The sequence below is a fragment of the Mycobacterium sp. NGS67 genome, from assembly GCF_059812185.1.
Genome location: NZ_JCALCF010000006.1, coordinates 144,706 through 164,678 on the forward strand (window position 1 = coordinate 144,706; position 19,973 = coordinate 164,678).

Annotated in this window: 15 protein-coding genes and 1 pseudogene; 4 read left to right on the forward strand and 12 right to left on the reverse strand. The window is 67.2% G+C overall.

The window, feature by feature from the left end; genetic code table 11:
* Nucleotides 1–16 precede the first annotated feature (16 nt).
* The 3 genes from tpiA to gap are packed head-to-tail and all read right to left on the reverse strand — an operon-like array spanning nucleotide 17 to nucleotide 3,072.
* Nucleotides 17–802: a triose-phosphate isomerase gene (gene tpiA / locus AC5Y4D_RS07440; RefSeq protein WP_499944528.1), complete on the reverse strand. Its 786-nt coding sequence runs from the start codon at nucleotides 800–802 to the stop codon at nucleotides 17–19.
* A gap of 15 nt (nucleotides 803–817) precedes the next feature.
* On the reverse strand, nucleotides 818–2,050 hold the full coding sequence (locus tag AC5Y4D_RS07445; RefSeq protein WP_499944527.1) for a phosphoglycerate kinase: 1,233 nt from the start codon (nucleotides 2,048–2,050) through the stop codon (nucleotides 818–820).
* Nucleotides 2,051–2,052: 2 nt separating this feature from the next.
* Entirely contained in the window at nucleotides 2,053–3,072 is a 1,020-nt protein-coding gene (gene gap / locus AC5Y4D_RS07450; RefSeq protein ID WP_499944526.1) for a type I glyceraldehyde-3-phosphate dehydrogenase, read from the reverse strand.
* 388 nt (nucleotides 3,073–3,460) lie between these two features.
* Between gap and AC5Y4D_RS07455 the strand changes: the two genes are divergently transcribed.
* The gene (locus AC5Y4D_RS07455; protein ID WP_499944525.1) at nucleotides 3,461–4,195 is read left to right on the forward strand and encodes a beta-xylosidase; all 735 of its coding nucleotides are present in this window, start codon (nucleotides 3,461–3,463) and stop codon (nucleotides 4,193–4,195) included.
* Nucleotides 4,196–4,442: 247 nt separating this feature from the next.
* Here the strand turns inward: AC5Y4D_RS07455 and AC5Y4D_RS07460 are convergent, their stop codons facing one another.
* The 4 genes from AC5Y4D_RS07460 to AC5Y4D_RS07475 all read right to left on the reverse strand — a co-directional run bounded on the left by AC5Y4D_RS07460 (nucleotide 4,443) and on the right by AC5Y4D_RS07475 (nucleotide 9,509).
* Nucleotides 4,443–5,864, reverse strand: coding sequence for a phytoene desaturase family protein (locus tag AC5Y4D_RS07460; RefSeq protein ID WP_499944524.1), 1,422 nt, complete (start codon nucleotides 5,862–5,864; stop codon nucleotides 4,443–4,445).
* Entirely contained in the window at nucleotides 5,861–7,609 is a 1,749-nt protein-coding gene (locus AC5Y4D_RS07465; protein ID WP_499944523.1) for a DUF3556 domain-containing protein, read from the reverse strand. The genes AC5Y4D_RS07460 and AC5Y4D_RS07465 overlap by 4 nt, the downstream gene beginning before the upstream one ends.
* Nucleotides 7,610–7,721: 112 nt before the next feature.
* Nucleotides 7,722–8,141 (reverse strand): hypothetical protein, encoded by a 420-nt coding sequence (locus tag AC5Y4D_RS07470; RefSeq protein WP_499944522.1) that lies wholly within the window; start codon nucleotides 8,139–8,141, stop codon nucleotides 7,722–7,724.
* Nucleotides 8,142–8,231: 90 nt separating this feature from the next.
* Nucleotides 8,232–9,509: a PucR family transcriptional regulator gene (locus tag AC5Y4D_RS07475; protein ID WP_499944521.1), complete on the reverse strand. Its 1,278-nt coding sequence runs from the start codon at nucleotides 9,507–9,509 to the stop codon at nucleotides 8,232–8,234.
* 229 nt (nucleotides 9,510–9,738) lie between these two features.
* Here AC5Y4D_RS07475 and AC5Y4D_RS07480 point away from each other — a divergent pair, with 229 nt between their 5' ends.
* The 3 genes from AC5Y4D_RS07480 to AC5Y4D_RS07490 are packed head-to-tail and all read left to right on the forward strand — an operon-like array spanning nucleotide 9,739 to nucleotide 13,397.
* Nucleotides 9,739–10,494 (forward strand): 1-acyl-sn-glycerol-3-phosphate acyltransferase, encoded by a 756-nt coding sequence (locus tag AC5Y4D_RS07480; RefSeq protein WP_499944605.1) that lies wholly within the window; start codon nucleotides 9,739–9,741, stop codon nucleotides 10,492–10,494.
* 3 nt (nucleotides 10,495–10,497) lie between these two features.
* Nucleotides 10,498–12,120, forward strand: a complete 1,623-nt coding sequence (fadD12, locus tag AC5Y4D_RS07485; RefSeq protein ID WP_499944520.1) for an acyl-CoA ligase FadD12 — start codon at nucleotides 10,498–10,500, stop codon at nucleotides 12,118–12,120.
* Nucleotides 12,117–13,397, forward strand: a complete 1,281-nt coding sequence (locus AC5Y4D_RS07490) for an alpha/beta hydrolase fold domain-containing protein (protein WP_499944519.1) — start codon at nucleotides 12,117–12,119, stop codon at nucleotides 13,395–13,397. The genes fadD12 and AC5Y4D_RS07490 overlap by 4 nt, the downstream gene beginning before the upstream one ends.
* 8 nt (nucleotides 13,398–13,405) lie before the next feature.
* Here AC5Y4D_RS07490 and AC5Y4D_RS07495 read toward each other — a convergent pair whose 3' ends face one another.
* From AC5Y4D_RS07495 to uvrC, 5 genes and pseudogenes are all read right to left on the reverse strand, one after another.
* Complete coding sequence (locus AC5Y4D_RS07495; RefSeq protein WP_499944518.1) at nucleotides 13,406–14,788, reverse strand: WS/DGAT/MGAT family O-acyltransferase; 1,383 nt, start codon at nucleotides 14,786–14,788, stop codon at nucleotides 13,406–13,408.
* 234 nt (nucleotides 14,789–15,022) lie between these two features.
* Nucleotides 15,023–16,000 carry a DNA-binding protein WhiA gene (gene whiA / locus AC5Y4D_RS07500; RefSeq protein WP_499944604.1) on the reverse strand — a complete coding sequence of 326 codons (978 nt, stop codon included), beginning with the start codon at nucleotides 15,998–16,000 and terminating at the stop codon, nucleotides 15,023–15,025.
* Nucleotides 15,997–17,047: pseudogene (gene yvcK / locus AC5Y4D_RS07505) on the reverse strand (uridine diphosphate-N-acetylglucosamine-binding protein YvcK). The gene whiA and the pseudogene yvcK overlap by 4 nt, the downstream one beginning before the upstream one ends.
* A gap of 8 nt (nucleotides 17,048–17,055) precedes the next feature.
* Nucleotides 17,056–17,940, reverse strand: a complete 885-nt coding sequence (gene rapZ, locus AC5Y4D_RS07510; protein WP_499944517.1) for an RNase adapter RapZ — start codon at nucleotides 17,938–17,940, stop codon at nucleotides 17,056–17,058.
* Nucleotides 17,937–19,913: an excinuclease ABC subunit UvrC gene (gene uvrC / locus AC5Y4D_RS07515; RefSeq protein WP_499944516.1), complete on the reverse strand. Its 1,977-nt coding sequence runs from the start codon at nucleotides 19,911–19,913 to the stop codon at nucleotides 17,937–17,939. Before uvrC ends, rapZ begins: the two co-directional genes overlap by 4 nt.
* Between the last annotated feature and the right edge of the window lie 60 nt (nucleotides 19,914–19,973).

The window sequence follows — 19,973 nt, forward strand, 5'->3', positions numbered from 1 at the left end:
CCGTAGGGCAGCGGGGTCAGGGCAGCGGGCCCCCGGCAGCGATCGCCGCCAGCGTCGCGAACTGCTCGCCGTCCAGCGACGCCCCACCCACCAGGCCGCCGTCGATGTCCTGTTGCGCGACAAGGTCGCCCACGTTCTTGGCGTTCACCGAACCGCCGTAGAGCACCCGCACCACCTCGGCGATCTCCGGTGAAGCGATCTTTCCCAGCTCCTCGCGGATCGCCGCACACACCTCTTGGGCGTCGGCCGAGCTGGCCACCCGCCCGGTGCCGATCGCCCAGACCGGCTCGTAGGCGATCACGACCTTCTCGATCTGCTCGTTCGACAACCCGGCCAACGAGCCGCGGAGCTGTTCGACGTTGTGCGACACGTGATTTCCGGCCTCGCGGACCTCGAGGTGCTCGCCGATGCAGACGATCGGGGTCAGTTCGTGCTTGAGCGCGGCGGCGGCCTTGGCGGCCACCAACGCGTCGTCTTCGTCGTGATAGGTGCGCCGCTCGGAGTGTCCGACGACGACGAACGTGCAGCCCAGCTTGGCCAGGAAGGCCCCGCTGATCTCCCCGGTGTAGGCACCGGAGTCGTGTTGCGACAAGTCCTGCGCCCCGTAGGTGAGGCGTAGTTTGTCGCCGTCGACCAGGGTCTGCACACTGCGCAGATCGGTGAACGGTGGGATCACGGTGACGTCGACCTTGTCGAAGTACTTGTCCGGCAACGCGAATGCGATCTTCTGGACCAGCGCGATCGCCTCGAAGTGATTGAGGTTCATCTTCCAGTTGCCGGCGATCAGCGGCTTGCGACTCACTACTGTTTGCCCTTCTTAGTCTTGCTCGGGCTGGGCCTGACCCAGCACCTCGATGCCCGGAAGTGTCTTGCCCTCGAGATATTCCAGCGACGCGCCCCCGCCGGTGGAGATGTGCGAGAAGTCGTCCTCGGCAATGCCCAGCGCGCGGACCGCCGCTGCGGAGTCGCCGCCGCCGACGACGCTGAACGCGCCTTTGCCGGTCGCCGCGACGATCGCTTCGGCAACTCCGCGCGTGCCTTCCGCGTAGGCCGGGAACTCGAACACCCCCATCGGGCCGTTCCAGAAGACGGTCTGCGCGTTGGACAGTAGCGTGGTGAACCTCTTCACCGAACCGGGTCCGATGTCCAGGCCGATCAGGTCGTCGGGAATTTCGTTGGCGGCCACGGTCTGCGGCGGCGAATCGGCGTCGAACTTCTCGGTGGCCACGATGTCCACCGGCAGTCGCAGCACGTCGTGGTAGGTCTCCAACAACTTGCTGCAGGTGTCGACCATCTCCTCTTCGAGCAGCGATTTGCCGACCGAATAACCTTGTGCGGCAAGGAATGTGAAGCACATCCCGCCGCCGATGACGATGCTGTCGGCTTTGGTCGCCAGCGACTCGATGACACCGAGCTTGTCGGACACCTTCGAGCCGCCCAACACCACGGCGTAGGGCCGCTCAGTGGAACTGGTCAGCTGCTCGAGCACCTTGATCTCGTCGGCGACGAGTTTGCCCGCGTAGTGCGGCAGCAGGGTGGCGACGTCGTACACCGAGGCTTGCTTGCGGTGCACCACACCGAACCCGTCGGAGACGAAAGCCCCTCCGGGACTGACCAATTCGGCGAGTTGTTTAGCCAGCGCCAGGCGTTCGTCGTCGTCCTTGCTGGTCTCACGTTTGTCGAAGCGGATGTTCTCCAGCAGCAGGATGTCGCCGTCGGTCAGACCCTCGGCCCGGGCCAGCGCGTCGGTACCGACGACATCCCCGGCCAGCTGGACGTGCCGACCGAGTTGTTCGCCCAGCGCCTTGGCGACCGGCGCCAGCGAGTATTTGGGGTCCGGCCCGTCCTTGGGCCGGCCGAGGTGCGCGGTGACCACCAGTTTGGCGCCGGCGTCGAGCAACGCCTGCAGCGTGGGCACCGAAGCGGTGATGCGGCCGGGGTCGGTGATGTTGCCGTCATCGTCGAGAGGCACGTTCAGATCGGAGCGCACCAGCACACCGCGACCTGAAACACCTTCGGCGAGAAGGTCTTCGAGGGTCGGGATGCTCACGGCTAGAGCGACTTGCCGACGAGCTCGACCAGGTCGACGAGGCGGTTGGAGTAGCCCCACTCGTTGTCGTACCAGGACACGACCTTGGCTTGGTTGTCGATGACCTTGGTCAGGCCGGAGTCGAAGATCGAGCTGTGCGGGTCGGTGACGATGTCGGAGGACACGATCGGGGCGTCGTAGTACTTCAGGATGCCCTTGAGCGGTCCGTCGGCCGCGGCCTTGAACGCGGCGTTGATCTCGTCGGCGCTGGCCGACTTCGACAGCTCCGCGGTCAGGTCGGTGACCGATCCGGTCGGGATCGGCACCCGCAGTGCATACCCGTCCAGCTTGCCCTTCAACTCCGGCAGCACCAGGCCGATGGCCTTAGCCGCTCCGGTGGAGGTGGGCACGATGTTGAGCGCGGCGGCCCGGGCGCGGCGCAGGTCCTTGTGCGGGCCGTCCTGCAGGTTCTGGTCCTGGGTGTAGGCGTGGATGGTGGTCATCAGGCCCTTGACGATGCCGAATTCGTCGTTGAGCACCTTGGCCACCGGTCCCAGGCAGTTGGTGGTGCACGAGGCGTTGGAGATGATGTTCTGGCTGCCGTCGTATTTGTCGTCGTTGACGCCCAGAACGATGGTGATGTCCTCATCGGTGGCCGGCGCGGAGATGATCACCTTCTTGGCCCCGGCGTCCAGGTGACCCTTGGCCTTGGCGGCGTTGGTGAAAATACCGGTGGACTCGACGACGACGTCGACACCCAGGTCACCCCACGGCAGCGCGGACGGACCCTCCTTGACGGCCAGGGCCTTGATCTTGTGGTCGCCGACGACGATGGTGTCGTCGCCGTCGAGGCTGACGTCGGCAGGCAGGCGGCCCAGGATCGAGTCGAACTTCAGCAGATGCGCCAGCGTGGCGTTGTCGGTGAGGTCGTTGACGGCCACCACCTCGACGTCGGCTTTGCCCTGCTCCTGCTGGGTCAAAAGGGCGCGGTAGAAGTTGCGTCCGATTCGACCAAACCCATTGATGCCTACTCGGACCGTCACGGTGTCTCTCCTCGTCTTCTTTCGTGTCCGCTGATAAGCGCTCGTGGCCAGCCTAGATCAGTGCAACCGGGGTCGCTGGGGCCGGTAAGACTGCCGGCTCACCTACCCGGCGGGCGACTGGCGCCGTTTCGGCGGCATTCATCTCCAATCCTGGCGATGCTGTCGGTGGGAGGCAGCGCGGATTTGACGGTGTCCGCGCCATTCTCTTTGCAGACTGTCCCGGGGGCTGAATCCGAGCGAACGTCACCATTTGGAAACGGCGCGGCGCGGTGTGTCATGTGTTGAACAACGGCGGCTGACAATTGGGCCGGTCGTTCGGAGACTTCGGCTATGCGGTTCTGCGGGACCACGAGGAAATATGTGAGCACGGATAAAGGAGTTGGCGTTGATGACGATCTTTGATCGATTCAACATCAAAGTTATTGCTGTCGGCGCCGGGTTGTGCGGGGCCGCCCTCTCGCTGAGCCCGGCCGCGGCCGCGGTCCCGCTGAAAACAGGCGGCTACGGATGCATCCAGGGCATGGCGGGCACAGCCGACGGCGCGGCGCTTGCCGGTGCCGGCGGGGCCGCGGCGTGCTGTGCATACGGCGGCGCGGGAGCAGCGGGCGGGCCCGCAGCCGCAGGCGGCCCGGCCGCGGGTGGCGCGGTTCCCGGTGGTGCACCAGCACCGGCCGGCGGCCCGGCACCGGGTGGCGGCCCGGCACCGGCCGGCGCCACGCCCACCGGTGTGTGCGGTCCTGCCAGTGCTCCCATCACCGGCATGGCCGGTGTTCCGGTGGTCGTGCCTGGTCCCGGCGGTGCGGTGGTGCCCATAGGTGGCCCCATCCCGGTGGGCGCACCCGTCCCGGTCGGCGCACCCGTGCCGGTCGGCGCACCCGTGCCCGTGGGCGCCCCGGTTCCGGTGGGCGCACCCGTCCCGGTGGGCGCCCCGGTTCCGGTGGGCGCACCTGTCGCCCCGGTTATCCCGGCGGGTACCCCGTTGATCGCCCTGGGTCCGGAGGGTGGAGCGGCAACCGCGCCGATCACCGACATGTCCAGGACCGGCAAGGGCGACCCGAGCCGTCCGGCGCCGACTGGTGGACCGGTGCCCGGTCAGCCTTTATCGCCCGGACCTAACGGCTGACATAAATCCGCCGTTTTTGCACCAGGCGCAGAAATTGCCGTCGCGGCATATTCGCGCGCCGAAGCGTGCGCTGAAGAAATGCGCATCCGGAAATGCAGCGCAATACCGCGATTGATCACATTACCGTCGCAATTGCGCGTCAATTCGGCGGGCTTACAATAGCGATGCTGGTTGGCCGAACCGTTCGAAAAGCGCGCACCCCGTGTTTTTCGACCGAAGATTAGTTACAATTCGGCCACCGCGAACGTCAGTGTCGCTGCCGCAACCACCGCAGCGCCGATTCGGCGGCGTGATAGCCGCACAATCCGTGTATGCCGGCGCCCGGTGGGCCGGATTGTGAACACAGGTAGATGCCCGGGACACCGATCGCATACGGGTCGAGGGCGATCCGCGGCCGGAAGATGATCTGCAGCCGGTCGTTGGCGCCGCCGATGATGTCGCCGCCGATGAAACTGGGGTTGTGCGCCTGCAGCTCGGCGGTGCCGGTGCTGACGGTGGCGACGATGCGCTCCCGGAATCCGGGCGCGAATCGTTCGATCTGGTCGACGATCGCCGCGGTGGCGTCTCCGGTGTAGCCGAACGGCACGTGGGCGTAGGCGTAGATCGGGTTGATGTTGCCCGCCGATCGGGACGGGTCGGCCAGGTACTGCTGGCCGAGCAGGACGAACGGTCGCGGCACCATGGTGCCCTGCGCGCGTTGCAGTTCGGTGTCGGCGATCTCGTCGAAGCTGCCACCCAGATGGACCGTGCCGGCCCGCCCGCAGTCGGGGTTCGTCCAGGGGATGTCGCCTTCGATCGCGAAGTCGACTTTGAACGCCGACGACCCTTCCCGATACCGCCGATACGACCGCTTGATCCGAGTGGGCATCGCATCGCCGTAGAGCTGCAGCACCTGCGCGGGGCTCAGGTCGAGCATTACGACGTCGGCGTTGGGGATGTCGCGGCGGCTGGTCACCGTCACGCCGGTGGTCACCCGACCGCCGTGCGCCTGCAGCGCCGCCCCCAGCGCGCGGGTGATCGAACCGGACCCGCCTTCGGCGACCGGCCAGCCGTACCGGTGGCCGCTGGCCAGGATCATCAGCCCCAGCGAAGCGGTCAGCGGGCGGTTCAACCGGGTGTAGGCGTGCGCGGCCGCGCCGCCGTAGAGGGCGCGCGCCTGCTCGGTGCGAAACCAGCCGGCCACCGCCGTCGCGGGCAGCACCGCCCGCGGACCGAACAGCGCCAGGCGCAGCGGATGGCGCGGCACGTGCAGCACCGGGCGCAGCAGGTCCTCGGCCAGGCTGTCGAAACCTTTCGCCAGACCGCCGATCGCGGCCCGCCACCGTCTGCGGTCGGGTCCAAGTCCCTTGGCGGTCTTGGTGATCGACTGGTACAACACACCGGCCGTGCCGTCGTCGAGCGGATGGGCGCAGTCGGCCTCCGGCCATTTCCACGTCAAGCCGTAACTCTGCAGGTCGATCTCTTGCCAGAACGGTGAACCGACGCCGAGCGGGTGAAACGCCGAGCAGTGATCGTGGATGACCCCAGGCACCGTCAACTCACCAGAGCGCGCTCCCCCGCCGATGGTGTCGTCGGCCTCGAGCACCTGCACGTCCACGCCCTGACGGGCCAGCTGTATCGCGGCGGCCAGCCCATTGGGCCCGGCGCCGACGACGACCGCGGAAGTCATGCGGGAGAGGATGTTTGGGTGGTGACGTGGACGGGGAACTCGTCGCCGGGCTCCGGCCACGGCTGGCGGGTGAGCATGTCCGCGACGTTGACGTAACCCGCCTCGATCAGACCGGTCTTGGCGTCGAAGATCCGATACCACTGCTTCTGATGCTGGATCGGTTGACCTTCGAGGACGACGACGCGGACCTCGCCCTCCTCGAAGTTGCACCGACGCTGGACCGCCTCGAGCAGTTGCTCGTTGTGCAGGTGGCCCTCGCCGAAGTTCCAGCCGACCAGCGGGCCGGCCACGATCTCACCTTCGCGGATCTTGTAGTCGGCCTCGTTGTCGATCGCGCGGGGCAGCAGCCCGTTGAGCGCCCGACCGTGGGTGTGCATGGCACGGAACGCGGCGGTTTTGTCCGCCATGATCTCAGCGGTCGCCGGGTCGTAGAGCCTGGCCAACTGATTCACCACCAGCGCAGAGCTTTTCACGACTTCGGCGTCGATCTTTTCCTCCGCGCCGGGGCCGAAACACCACACACTGGTGGCCCAGTTCCCGGCGTAGTAGCGCATGCCGGGCAGGAAGGAAATCTTGGCCGGGAACAGATTTCCCGCCACCGCGACCGCGGCCGCGGTCAGCACCAGCGCCAGCAGCAGCGGCGAGTGGAGGTCGGTGGCCCGGACCGAGCCGTAGTGACCGAACAGGTAGAACAGCGAGAAGATGAAGAACACGTTCCATTCCAACGGAACTCCCATCGGGAGGTTGGACAGGATGTTGAGGTGAAAGATCACCATGAACCCGATCAGGAACCAGCGCCAGGGCTGATCACCGGCGACGAAAACCAGAATCGTCGGGACCACGAATTCCGCGGTGGTGCCGCCGACATGGGCCATCAGTTTCGGTATCACGGTGGGCCGCAGGTCGTTGACAGGGTCGAGGTAGAGCCGATGCTTGAGCGGGGTGAACAGTTTGCTGCGCAGCAGGGCGTTGTTGCTCGTCATCACCGACACGACGTAGGGAAAGTGGTGATTGAGCTTCGAGGTCGCCGCTCCCCACCACAGCAACAGCATGATGAGCTTGTACGCCGCGATCTGGTCGGTGAACGGAAAGAAGAACACGAACAACTTCAGCCAGTAGTGCTCGCCGCGCGCGGCCAGGAAAATGGTCTTGTCGCGCAGCCCTAACAGTGCCAGCGCGACGATGATCGGAATCACCAGGACGGGGTTGAGCAGACCCACATCACCGTCGTTGCCGATCGGCCCGTCTCCGGGTGCCAGCATCGCCCACACCCCGCTGGCCAGTACGACAACGTAGAGCACGATGTCGGCGATGGAACGGGAGTCACCGCGGGTGAACGGGACCTTGTCGCCCCACGGTGGGAGACGAATTGTGTTGGGACGCAACCAATACAGGAATCCACCGATGGGTGGCATGAAGCGACCGGTGAGTGGCCCGGACCCGCAACCGAAACCCAGCACCTCGAAGAGCAGGGTGAACACGATGAACTTCTGGTAGACGATGGGCTGCGTCCACCACTGGGCGATGTTGCCCAGGCCGCCCAGGCCGGGAGTCAGGGAGATGACGGCGGCGGGCACGGCGACGTACAGGATGATCTTCAGCAGGTAGATCAGGTACACGGCATACGGTGTGCCGAAGCCGTTCTCGGCCCAGTGCCGGGTCACCACCTGCAGGCGTTCGGCCCGCGGCAGGCTTGGCCAGGTGTCGCGATCGACGTCTGGAAGGTCTGGTGACATGAATCCCATGACGGCTCCAATTCCGAGGTAGCACGCAGTGGGTCCAAATGTATCGGGCCGGGCAATGCCTACTCGGACCGGCGGCGGCCCGATCGGCGGAACTACCGGCCGGCCGGGCAGATCACGGAGCTTCGGAGTGTGGGCCGGGGAAGCGTCGCTGCAGATTCACGATCATCGCTTCGACCGCCCGCCGCTCCTGCTGCTCGAGCCGCAGCAGGTCGCGGAATCCGATGACGTTCTCGATGTCGCCGGCGGCCTGTGAATAGGTGATCGCGGCGCGGCATTTCTCGATCCGGTAGTCGATGCGTCGCAGGTTCAGCCTGAACAGGGCGAGAAAATACTCGCCTTGACGCCGATCCCCCACGAGCGGCTCGGCGGCATATCGGGGGGCGGCCGGCCCGGGCGGTTGCGGCGGCGGTGACGGCACGAAATTCTCTGCATGGTAATTGTTTTCGTCACCGACCCGGCGTTGATGGACGCCCACGTTCCGCGAGAACAGCGCACCGGGCTGGTGCGCGCGCAGGAGAGCCGAGACGTCCACGAAGGAACGATAACGTCCATTATCGTGCCGATACCATGTGTCGCGACGCCGAAGCTCACCACCTCTTTTGTGCGCGCAGCACGAACGTGCTCACGACGTGGACCCGCGCAACACCGTCGGACCCATCCACCGGCAGACCTCGAGCGCCATCTGCACCCTGAACACGGCAACGGGGTCGTCGAAGTCCTGTCCGCAGCGCTTCATCGCCTGGCTGACCCGATACTGGATTGTGTTGCGGTGCAGGGTCATTGCCTCAGCGGTGGCCACATAGCTGCGGTTGCGGACCAGGAATTCGCGCAGCGTCTCGCGCAACCAGCGGTTGCGTTCGTCGTCGGTGTCGAGGGCGCCCAGCGCGTCGGCGACAAACCGTTGCAGCTCTTCTGGGTCGCTGGCCATCAACGCGATCGGCGCGACGTCGCCGTAGCAGACGACCCGTTGGCGGGGATGGTCACCACGGGCAAGCGCCACCGTCTTGGCACGTTCGGCTTGCCGCAACGAGGTCCGAAAGCCGTCCAGTCCGTGCTCGACCCGCCCGCACGCGAGGTTCGCATCGATGCGGGCCGACTCGAACGCCGCACGCAGCCGCACCGGGTCGGCCGGGACGGTTTCCCCGGTGGGCAGCGGCGAAAACCACAGGCGGGCCTCGCGCTCGTCGGTCGGCACCATCAGGTAGCGTCCCGCGGCACCCATTTCACCCGCCATCATCGACCCGGCCTTGTCGAACATCGCCGCCACGTCGTGGGCGGTCACGGTGGCGTCCGCCCACAGCACCGCCGCAAGGTGCGCGCCGTGCAACGGGTACCCCAAGACCATCTCGGCGCGCTGGACGTCGATCGGGGTGCCGGACAGCACGTCGGTCACCCACTGCTGCTGCAGTCCGCTACGGCGGCTCACCCAGCGGTCGTGTTCCTGCTCGTAGGCCACGATCAGCTGGTCACCGACCACATCCACGAAGCGCGAGCAGCGGTTGACCAGCTCGATCACCGCCGGCATCCGCTGGGCGGGTTCCATCAGGGCAGCGAACTGCATCGCCTGCTGTAGGAACTGTGCGTGCCCGATGCGGTGCGCTCGAACCAGAGCCGACAGCGGGGCATCGCGTTGTGCCGCGGCCCGCGCGTAGGCCAGAGCGGCCGCCGGAGCTTCCAGGAACGGTTCGGGCGGATCTCGCTCCAGGTAGTGGATGCCCGCAACCATGTTCTCGGTCAGGCTCCCCCGCCACAACGCCAGCATTCGGCTGTCGTAGTCCAGGCCGGGGATCTCTTTTTTCATCGTGGCGAACAACTCGGTGACGAACTCGTCGCGAATCATCTCCATCTGCCGCGCGATCACCGACAGCTGACCGTGGGATTCGGTGTCCGGATCAGCCATCTCTGGGCCCCTTCCGCAGAACCGTCACCACCACTGTGCCCGCACCGGGCGCACGACGGGAAGGTTTTCGCCGCTCGCAGCTCCGCCCGCTGCGGTGACCAGCGCGCCGCGCTCGTCGGGATGCCGGTGACGTGGCTGCCGGTGCCTCGGGGCGCTCGCTACGATCTAGGAACTCGTCGGCAAAGGAGCCTCAGTGAGCGAAGACGACATCGGCAAATTCGACCCTGGCATGACCCAGCGGATGATCTCGGTCATGCGCCCGATGTTGAAGACGTACTTCCGTAGCGAGGTGCATGGCCTGGATTCGTTCCCCCCCGGTGGCGGCCTGGTGGTGGCGAATCATTCCGGCGGTCAGTTCCCGATGGACGTGCCGATCTTCAGCGTCGATTTCTACGACAAGTTCGGCTACGACCGTCCGGTGTTGACATTGAGCCACGACATCCTGTTCACCGGCCCGACCGGCGACTTCTTCCGCAAGGTCGGCTACATCCGGGCCAACCGGGAGAATGCCGCCAAGGCGTTGCGTTCGGGCGGCGTGGTGGTGGTGTTCCCCGGTGGCGACTACGACGCCTACCGGCCGACGGCTGCCGAGAACGTCATCGACTTCAACGGCCGCAAGGGATACGTCAGCACCGCCATCGAAGCCGGAGTCCCGATCATCCCGATGGTCTCCATCGGGGGCCAGGAGACCCAGCTGTATCTGACCCGTGGCACCTGGCTGGCCCAGCGACTCGGGTTAAAGCGCCTGCTGCGCAGCGACATCCTGCCGCTGTCCATCGGCTTTCCGTTCGGCCTGACCAGTCCGATCCCGCCCAACCTGCCACTACCGTCCAAGATCGTGACGCAGGTGCTGGCACCGATCGACATCACCAAGGAGTTCGGCGAAGACCCCGACATCGAGGCCGTCGACGAGCACGTGCGGTCGGTGATGCAAGCGGGTCTCAACGAGCTCGCCGCCAAGCGTCGATTCCCGATCCTGGGCTGAGCCATGGCATCTCGAATCGAAGAGGTCCTCGGAGTCGTCCGCACCATGACGCGCGCGGGAATGATCGCGCCGATCCGCCCCGACCGCTACGTGAAGATGATTCTTGCCATGCGTCGCGAGGGCATGGGCATGACGACGGGTTTCGCCGGCGCACCGCAGCGCTGTCCGGACCGTCCCGCCCTGATCGACGAGCTGGGCACGCTGACGTGGCGGCAACTGGACGAGCGGATCAACGCGCTGGCCGCGGCCCTGCAGCAGCTGCCGTCGGGCCGGCCCAAGGTCGTCGGCGTCATGTGCCGCAACCATCGCGGGTTCGTCGAAGCGGTCGTGGGCGCCAACCGGATCGGCGCCGACGTGCTGTTGCTCAACACGTCTTTCGCCGGACCGGCACTCGCCGAAGTGGTGAACCGCGAGGGCGTCGACGCGGTGATCTACGACGAGGAGTTCACCGAGACGGTCGACCGCGCGGTGGCCGACCGGCCGGACACCGTCCGCATCCTGGCGTGGACCGACTCCGAGCACGACGTGACTGTCGAGAAACTGATCACAGCGCACATCGGTCAACAACCACGGCGCGACGGCGGCAAGGGCCAGATCATCCTGCTCACCTCGGGCACCACCGGAACACCGAAGGGCGCCAAGCAATCTGGCGGAAACGCCGGAGTAGGCACGCTCAAGGCGATTCTGGACCGCACCCCGTGGCGGGCTGAGGAGACGATCGTGATCGTCGCCCCGATGTTCCACGCATGGGGCTTCTCGCAGTTGATCTTCGCCGCGTCGCTGGCCTGCACGATCGTCACCCGTCGCAAATTCGACCCGGAAGCGACGCTGGATCTCATCGACCGCCACCAGGCCACCGGCCTGGCCGTGGTGCCGGTGATGTTCGACCGCATCATGGAGCTGCCCGACGAGGTCCGCAACAGGTACAGCGGCCGCTCGTTGCGGTTCGCCGCGGCGTCGGGTTCCCGGATGCGACCCGACGTCGTCATCTCGTTCATGGACCAGTTCGGCGACGTGATCTACAACAACTACAACGCCACCGAGGCCGGCATGATCGCCACCGCGACGCCGGAGGACCTGCGCGCCGCCCCCGACACCGCGGGCAAACCGGCCGGCGGAACCACAATTCGTATCCTGGACAACGACTTTCAGGAATTGCCCACCGGCGAAACCGGCACCATCTATGTACACAACGACACCCAGTTCGACGGGTACACATCCGGCAAGACCAAAGATTTCCACGCCGGGTTCATGTCGTCGGGCGACGTCGGTTACCTCGACGAGAACGGCCGGCTGTTCGTCGTCGGCCGTGACGACGAGATGATCGTCTCGGGTGGCGAGAACATCTATCCCATCGAGGTGGAGAAGACGCTGGCCACCCATCCCGAGGTGGCCGAAGCATCGGTGATCGGCGTGGACGACGAAAAGTACGGCCAGCGGTTGGCGGCCTTCGTGGTCCTGGAGCCGGGCGCCAACGCCGACGTCGAAACCCTCAAACAGCACGTGCGGGACAACCTGGCCAACTACAAGGTGCCCCGCGAGATCACCGTGCTCGACGAACTGCCACGCGGCAGCACCGGCAAGATCCTGCGCAACGAACTCAAGGAGAAAGCGAGCGGCTCGTGAACCTCCGTCCGTTGCTGACCCAACTGCGCCGCCCGCGGCCGCTGACCCGCGGCGCGGTCGAATTCGTCAACGCCGCCAACGGTTTACGGCCGATCACCCGCAACCCCTGGGCCGCCCCGACGGTGTTCTGGTTCGGCTGGCCGACCTCGGAGGTGCCGGCGCTGTACGGCGCAGTGTCGGCATTGGACGCGGTGCGTCGCGGCCGTCGCGGTGATTTCGCCGGACCGAAAGGGAAGCTGGCGTTGGCGCTGACGGCCGCGTCCTGGGTGATGCTGGGCGTGATCGGCTACCGCGGCGTCAAGACTCCCGGACCGGTGCTGGAGTCCGCGCTGACCGAAGAACTCGGAGCCGATTACGCCGACGAACTTCGCGACCTGCCCACCGAGATCGCCGAGCGATCCGGCCGCCGCAATCCGCCGCTTCGGTCCACCGGTGCCCGGCGACGCTATGTGGACAAAGAGAACATCGTGCGTTACGGGCCGCACGGGCGGGCCAACCTGGCCGACATCTGGCGTCGCCGCGACCTGCCCAAGGACGGCAAGGCCCCGGTGCTGCTACAGGTGCCCGGCGGCGCCTGGATGATCGGGTGGCGCCGTCCGCAGGCGTATCCCTTGATGGGACACCTGGTTTCGCGCGGCTGGGTGTGTGTGTCGATGAACTACCGCGTCTCGCCGTTGCACACCTGGCCGGACCACATCGTCGACGTCAAGCGGGCGCTGACGTGGGTGAAGGAGAACATCGCCGACTACGGTGGCGACCCCAATTTCGTTGCGATCAGCGGTGGTTCGGCCGGCGGGCATCTGTCGGCGCTGGCCGCCCTGACGCCCAACGATCCGAAGTTCCAGCCCGGGTTCGAAGACGCAGACACCTCCGTGGTGGCGGCGGTCCCGTTCTACGGCCGTTACGACTGGTTCTCCATCGACGAGCCGGGACGGGGCGAATTCCTGGAAGTGCTGGCGCGACTGGTCGTCAAGAAGAAACTCAGCACGCACCGGCAGATCTACGTCGACGCGTCCCCGATCACCTACGTGGGTCCGGACGCGCCGCCGTTCTTCGTGTTGCACGGAACCGACGACTCGCTGATCCCGGTGGAAGAGGCCCGCGAGTTCGTCGAGGAGTTGCGTGCGGTGTCCAAGTCGCCGGTCGCCTACGCGGAGTTACCCAACGCACAACACGCCTTCGACATCTTCGAGTCCCCGCGGGCGAACAAGTCCGCCGAGGCGGTCGCCCGGTTCCTGTCCTGGGTGTACGTGACGAAGAACTCGGCGAAGGATTAGCTGGGCAGCTACAGGCCCGCGGCCCGCTCCAGTTCGGCCAGCGCCGGTTCGATGGCGTCGGCCATCTCGTCGATGTCGTTGGCCACCTCCGGCGTCGTGACGAACCCGAAGTCCAGGCAGTCCTGGTAGGAGAAGCAGGTGATGTTGAGCGCGACGTCCATCACCGGAGGCCCGAGCGGGACCAGCGAGTCGAGCTTGGCGCCGGCCATGTAGAGCGGGATCGGCGGACCGGGCACGTTCGACACGACCAGGTTGATCGGCGCCAGATTGCGCGACAGGCCCGAAGCCGTGTACGTGCGCGCGGCCAACTGCAGCAGGCCCGGCGGCGTGGTCTCGGTCAGCCCCATGATCTGGTGCGCGGACAGCGCTTTGGCCATTTCCTTGGCGCTGCGGGTGCTTTCGTGGATCGCCAGGAGCCGCTCACCCGGGTCGTCGATGTCGGTGGCCAGCGACGCCGTCATCGAGCTGATCTGGTTGCCGACGTCGGACTTGTTCTCCTCGGTGCGGGTGGACACCGGGATCTGGGCGATCAACGGTTTGTAGGGCAGCTCGTCACGCTTCTGCAGGTATTCCCGCGCCGCCCCGGCCACCAGCGCGAGCACGACGTCGTTCAGCTTGACGCCGAACGCATCCTTGACCTTCTTGGCCCGCTCCAGCTCGACGCGGCAGCCGGTGATACGCCGATGCGGTGACACCGCCGCGTTGAACCTGGTCTTGGGCGCGTCAAAATAGCGGGGCGGTCGGGTGCTGACACCGAGCGCGGCGATCTGCTGACGCACCGTCTGCTCCACCAACCGGGCGATGCGGAACGGGGTCATGACGCCGACGTTGACCAGGGCGCCGAGCGCGCGGCGCTCCAGACCGGGGATGGTGAACCCGACGAAGCCGACCGTCTCCTTCTGCGGCGGGCGCGGTTCCGGCGAGACGTCCAACAGGATCTCGCCGAGCCCGGCTCCCGAGACCCCGTCGACGATGGCGTGATGCATCTTGGTCAACGTCGCGATGCGGCCGCCCTCGACGCCTTCGATGACCCACAGTTCCCACAGCGGCCGGGAGCGGTCCAGCTTGTAGGACATCAGCCGGCCGACAAGCTCCTCGACCTCGCGCCGCCCGCCGGGCGCCGGGACACCGATACGGCGGACATGGAAGTCGATGTCGAGTTCCTCGTCCTCGACGAACCACGGCCGGTCCAGACCCAGCGGTGCACCCTCGACCCGCCAGCGCAGCTGCGGGATCTCCGGCAATCGCTCGATGAGCAGTTCCCGCAGACGCTGGAAACTGTAGTCAGGCGCTTTTCTTGGGTCGCAGATCGCCAGCGCACCGACGTGCATGTGCCAGCCGGCGGTCTCTGCCGACCAGAACGCCGCGTCAACACTCGAGAGCCGTTTCATCCAACGACCGTAGCCCGCAGCCACCCGCCGAAGCCAGCAACCTCGGCAAATCTCACAGCGCGTCGGACTTTATCTCTCGCGTGAGTCCGTGGGCTTCCGGTGTCAGTCCGAGGGCTTCCGGTGTCACGCACCGAAGGCGTGGAGCACGCCGATACCCGCGAGGGGCCCCAAAATGTACGGCAAAGCACCGGTTTTCTGGCATTTTGGGGACGCTCGCGCGACGCGAACCGTCGGTCAGGCGTCCTCGAGCAGGTCCGGCGTCACCGCCGCCTCGGTGTCGGGGATGCCGTCCACTTTCGCCTTGCGGTCAGCCATCGACAGCAGCCGCCGAATACGGCCCGCCACAGCATCTTTGGTCATCGGCGGGTCGGCCAGCCGGCCGAGTTCCTCCAGCGAGGCCTGCCGGTGCTCGACACGCAGCCGCCCGGCAGTGGCCAGGTGGTCGGGAACGGTGTCGCCCAGGATCTCCAGGGCGCGTTCCACCCGGGCGGCCGCCGCCACCGCCGCACGCGCCGAACGGCGCAGGTTGGCGTCGTCGAAGTTGGCCAGCCGGTTGGCCGTGGCCCGGACCTCGCGGCGCAGCCGGCGTTCCTCCCAGACCAGCCGCGTGTCCTGAGCCCCCATCCGGGTCAACAGCGCGCCGATCGCTTCGCCGTCGCGGACCACCACCCGGTCGGCGCCGCGCACCTCCCGCGCCTTGGCGCTGACCCCTAGCCGGCGCGCCGCACCGACCAGCGCCAGCGCCGCCTCCGGCCCCGGGCAGCTGACCTCCAGCGCCGAGGACCGACCCGGCTCGGTCAGCGACCCGTGCGCCAAGAACGCTCCCCGCCAAGCTGCTTCGGCGTCGGCGACGCTGCCGCCGACCACCTGCGCCGGCAGCCCGCGTACCGGACGCCCGCGCATGTCCAGCAGACCGGTCTGGCGCGCCAACGCCTCGCCGTCACTGGCGACCCGCAGCACGTATCGGGTGTTCTTGCGAATCCCGCTGGCCGACAACACATGCACGACGGCGTTGTAGCCGTAGAGGTCGAAGATGTCCTTGCGCAGCCGGCGCGCGATGCTGCCCAGGTCGACCTCGGCTTCGACGACCACACGCCCGGCCACGATGTGCAACCCGCCCGCGAACCGCAGCAGCGACGTGACTTCGGCACGGCGCGCGCTGACCGACTTGACCACCAGACGGCTCAGCTCGTCCTTGACTTCGGTCGTCATCGCCACGCGTCGTCACCCCTTGGTTCGTTCCCGACGGTCACCGTCAATCGGCAGCTCTGTCGTGGCCGCCACTCCGAGCCCCGTGGGGTCCTCGAGACGAGCCTTGCCGCGCACCCGCACCCCGTCCAGGACTGCCGCCAGCTTGCCCGGGTCATGTAAAGGTGTACCAGGTCTGGCGACGTCGACGAAGTGGACCTCCGCCTGTAGCAGCGTCGCGGTGCGGCGCAGTTGGTCGCGCTCCCGATCGCTCGGCACCCGTTCGGCATCGATGATGATGTCGTCCACGGTGAACTCCGGGGCGTGCTGGACGAGCACATGAAGATGGCGTTCCACCGAGAACCCGGCGGTCTCCCCCGGTTCGGCCACCAGATTGAGCACCAGGGCCTTGCGGGCGGCGGTGGCCCGCAACGCCTCCCGCAGACCGGGGACCAGCACGTGCGGGATCACGCTGGTGAACCAGGAACCGGGTCCCAGGACCACCTGCTCGGCGGCCATGATGGCGTCGACGGCCTGCCGGGTGGCCGGCGGATCTGCGGGCAGCAACCGCACCCGGCGCACCTTGCCCGGGGTCGTCGCGATCGCCACCTGGCCGCGGATCGACCGGAACATGCGCGGGTCGGACTCCAGGCCGGACACGTCGGCCTCGATCTGCAGCGCGATCGGGCACATCGGCAGCACCCGGCCCTTGACGCCGAGGATGTGTCCGATCTCGTCGAGCGCCGCCACCGGATCGGCCAGCACCTCGGACAGCCCGGCCAGCAGCAGATTGCCGATCGGATGCCCGGCCAGCGCGCCGCTGCCGCCGAAGCGGTGCTGCATGATGGTCGCCCACAGCCGTCCGTGCGGACTGTCGGAAGCCAACGCCGCCAACGCCATTCGCAGATCACCCGGCGGCACCACGTCCAGCTCGCTGCGCAGGCGGCCCGACGAGCCGCCGTCGTCGGCGACGGTCACGATGGCGGTGACGTACGGGGTCAGCCGGCGGGCCGCCGACAAGGTCGCATACAAGCCGTGCCCGCCGCCCAGCGCGACGATGCTCTGCGCTATCGGGGCGCTCACTCGCGGCCCAGATCCCGGTGCAGCACCCGCACCGCCAGCTGTGGATCCGACCGCAGCAATCCCATCAGCGCCTCGGCGATCGCCACGCTGCGGTGCTTGCCGCCCGTGCAACCGACCGCGACCGTCATGTAGCGCTTACCCTCCCGCCGATAGCCGCCGACCACCAGCGACAGCAACTGATGGTAGGTCCGCAGGAACTCCGCCGCGCCGGGTTGGCGCAAGACGTAGTCGCGGACCGCCTCGTGCTGGCCGGTCAGCGGGCGCAGTTCGTCCACCCAGTGCGGGTTCGGCAGGAACCTGACATCCATCACCATGTCGGCGTCCATCGGCAGCCCGTATTTGAATCCGAAGGATTCCACGGTGACGCTGGTGGTCGCGGCCGTGGTGTTGCCGAACGCGCGCTCGATGCTTTCCCGCAGACCTCGCACCGACAGCGTCGAGGTGTCGATGATCAGGTCCGCGTTGGCGCGCACCGGAGCCAGCATCCTGCGTTCGGCGGCGATCCCTTCGGCCAGGGTCTGCTCCCCCTGCAGCGGATGACTGCGCCGGTTGTTCTCGTAGCGGCGGACCAACATGTCGTCGGAGGCCTCCATGAACACCACCCGCGGAGTGATGTTGCGGGTCGCCAGTTCGTTACGCACCTCGTCGAGGTCGCCGGTGAAGCCGCGGGACCGCACGTCCATCACCACCGCGAGTTGGGTGATGCGGGATCCGGCGGCCAGCCCGAAATCGACCATCCGGGTGATCAATTGGGGCGGCAGGTTGTCGGCCACGTACCAGCCGAGGTCCTCCAGCACCTTGGCCGCGGTGCCCCGCCCGGCGCCCGAGAGCCCGGTCACCAGCACGACGTCGATGCCGGCCGGCGCGTCGTCAGTGGTCAATTCGGGGGCCCCTCCTCGTCCGATCGGGATTCCGGCTGCGGTGCCGGCGGTGTCGGCGCCAGAGCTTCCAGGACCGCCGTGGCGGTCGCCACGCCGATACCGGGAACGGCGGTGATCTGGTCGACGGTGGCTTCTTTGAGGCGGGCCAGCGACCCGAAGTGGGTGACCAGCGCCTTGCGACGGTGCTCGCCGAGGCCGGGCACGGAGTCCAGTGCCGAGGCCGTCATCCGCTTGGATCGTTTGCTGCGATGGTAGGCGACGGCGAACCGGTGGGCTTCGTCGCGCACCCGCTGCAACAGGTAGAGGCCCTCGCTGTTGCGCGGCATGATGATCGGGTCCGGCTCCGCGGGCACCCAGATCTCTTCGAGCCGTTTGGCCAGCCCGATGACGGCGACGTCGGTGATGCCGAGTTCGTCGAGCACGGCTTTGGCGGCGTTGACCTGCGGGGCGCCGCCGTCGACGACGTAGAGGTTGGGCGGGTAGGCGAAGCGCCGCGACTTGCCCTCCGGGGACAGCAGATTCGGGTCCTTCTGCTCGCTGAGGTGCCGCCAGAACCGTCGCCGGGTGACCTCGGCGACGGACGCCACGTCGTCCGAGCGGCCCTCCCCCGCCGCTTCCCGGATCCCGAAGTGCCGGTAGTCCGATTTGCGGGGCAGGCCGTCCTCGAAGACCACCAGCGAGCCGACGACGTCGGTGCCCTGCACGTGGCTGATGTCGACGCATTCGATGCGCAGCGGGGCTTCGGCCAAGCCGAGGGCTTCCTGAATGTTCTGCAACGCAGCGGATCTGGCGGTGAAGTCGCCGGCCCGCTTCAACTTGTGTTGCTGCAGCGCATCTTTGGCGTTGCGGTGCACGGTTTCGGCCAGCGCCTTCTTGTCGCCGCGGCGCGGCACCCGCAACGAGACCTTGGCGCCGCGTAAGCCCGACAACCAGTCGGTCAGTTGGTCGTGGTTGGACGGCAGACAAGGCACCAGCACGTCGCGGGGCACCGGGTTGACGGATTCGTCTGCGGCACCACCTAATTCGGCCTGTTCGCCGTAGAACTGCGTCAGGAACTGCTCGACCAACTGCTCGGCGCCGGTGTCGCCGGGATCGGCCGACTTCTCCACGATCCAACCCCGCTGACCACGAACCCGCCCGCCGCGAACGTGGAACACCTGCACCGCCGCTTCCAGTTCGTCCTCGGCGAAGGCCACCACGTCGGCGTCGGTGCCGTCGCCGAACACCACCGCCTGCTTCTCCATGGCCCGCTTGAGGGCGCCCAGGTCGTCCCGGAGCCGGGCGGCGCGCTCGAAGTCCAACTCGTCAGAAGCCGCGTGCATCTGCTGTTCGAGTTCGCGGGCGTAGCGGTCGGTCTTGCCGGACAGGAAATCGCAGAAGTCCATCACGATCTGGCGGTGCTGCTCCGCGCTGACCCGGCCGATGCAGGGCGCCGAGCATTTGTCGATGTACCCGAGCAGGCACGGCCGGTCGATCTGGCTGTGTCGCTTGAAAACTCCGGCCGAGCAGGTTCGGGCCGGAAACACCCGGGTGAGCAGGTCCAGCGTTTCCCGGATCGCCCACGCGTGTGAGTACGGCCCGAAATAGCGCACACCCTTGCGCCGCGGGCCGCGGTAGACCATCAGACGCGGGAACTCCTCGTTGAGGGTGACGGCCAGCACCGGGTAGGACTTGTCGTCGCGGTAGCGGACGTTGAAGCGGGGATCGAACTCCTTGATCCAGTTGTATTCCAGCTGCAGCGCCTCGACCTCGGTGTTGACCACCGTCCACTCGACCTTGGCGGCGGTGGTCACCATCTGCCGGGTGCGCGGGTGCAGGCCGGCGACGTCGGCGAAGTACGAGGTAAGGCGGCTGCGCAGGCTCTTGGCCTTGCCGACGTAGATGACCCGGCCGTGCGTATCCCGGAACCGGTACACGCCGGGCTCGACCGGGATGGACCCGGGCGGGGGGCGATAGGTGGCGGGATCTGGCACCCATCCAGGCTAATAGGCGGGTCACCCGTGCTCGGCCGGGGCGTTCGGGCGGTTCGGCGC

What these genes read in the sequence shown, in the direction of transcription:
- AC5Y4D_RS07455 (WP_499944525.1), top strand. Translation starts at nt 3,461, where the DNA reads ATGACGATCTTTGATCGATTCAACATCAAAGTTATTGCTGTCGGCGCC.
- AC5Y4D_RS07460 (WP_499944524.1), bottom strand. Translation starts at nt 5,864, where the DNA reads ATGACTTCCGCGGTCGTCGTCGGCGCCGGGCCCAATGGGCTGGCCGCC.
- AC5Y4D_RS07465 (WP_499944523.1), bottom strand. Translation starts at nt 7,609, where the DNA reads ATGGGATTCATGTCACCAGACCTTCCAGACGTCGATCGCGACACCTGG.
- AC5Y4D_RS07475 (WP_499944521.1), bottom strand. Translation starts at nt 9,509, where the DNA reads ATGGCTGATCCGGACACCGAATCCCACGGTCAGCTGTCGGTGATCGCG.
- AC5Y4D_RS07480 (WP_499944605.1), top strand. Translation starts at nt 9,739, where the DNA reads ATGACCCAGCGGATGATCTCGGTCATGCGCCCGATGTTGAAGACGTAC.
- fadD12 (WP_499944520.1), top strand. Translation starts at nt 10,498, where the DNA reads ATGGCATCTCGAATCGAAGAGGTCCTCGGAGTCGTCCGCACCATGACG.
- AC5Y4D_RS07495 (WP_499944518.1), bottom strand. Translation starts at nt 14,788, where the DNA reads ATGAAACGGCTCTCGAGTGTTGACGCGGCGTTCTGGTCGGCAGAGACC.
- whiA (WP_499944604.1), bottom strand. Translation starts at nt 16,000, where the DNA reads ATGACGACCGAAGTCAAGGACGAGCTGAGCCGTCTGGTGGTCAAGTCG.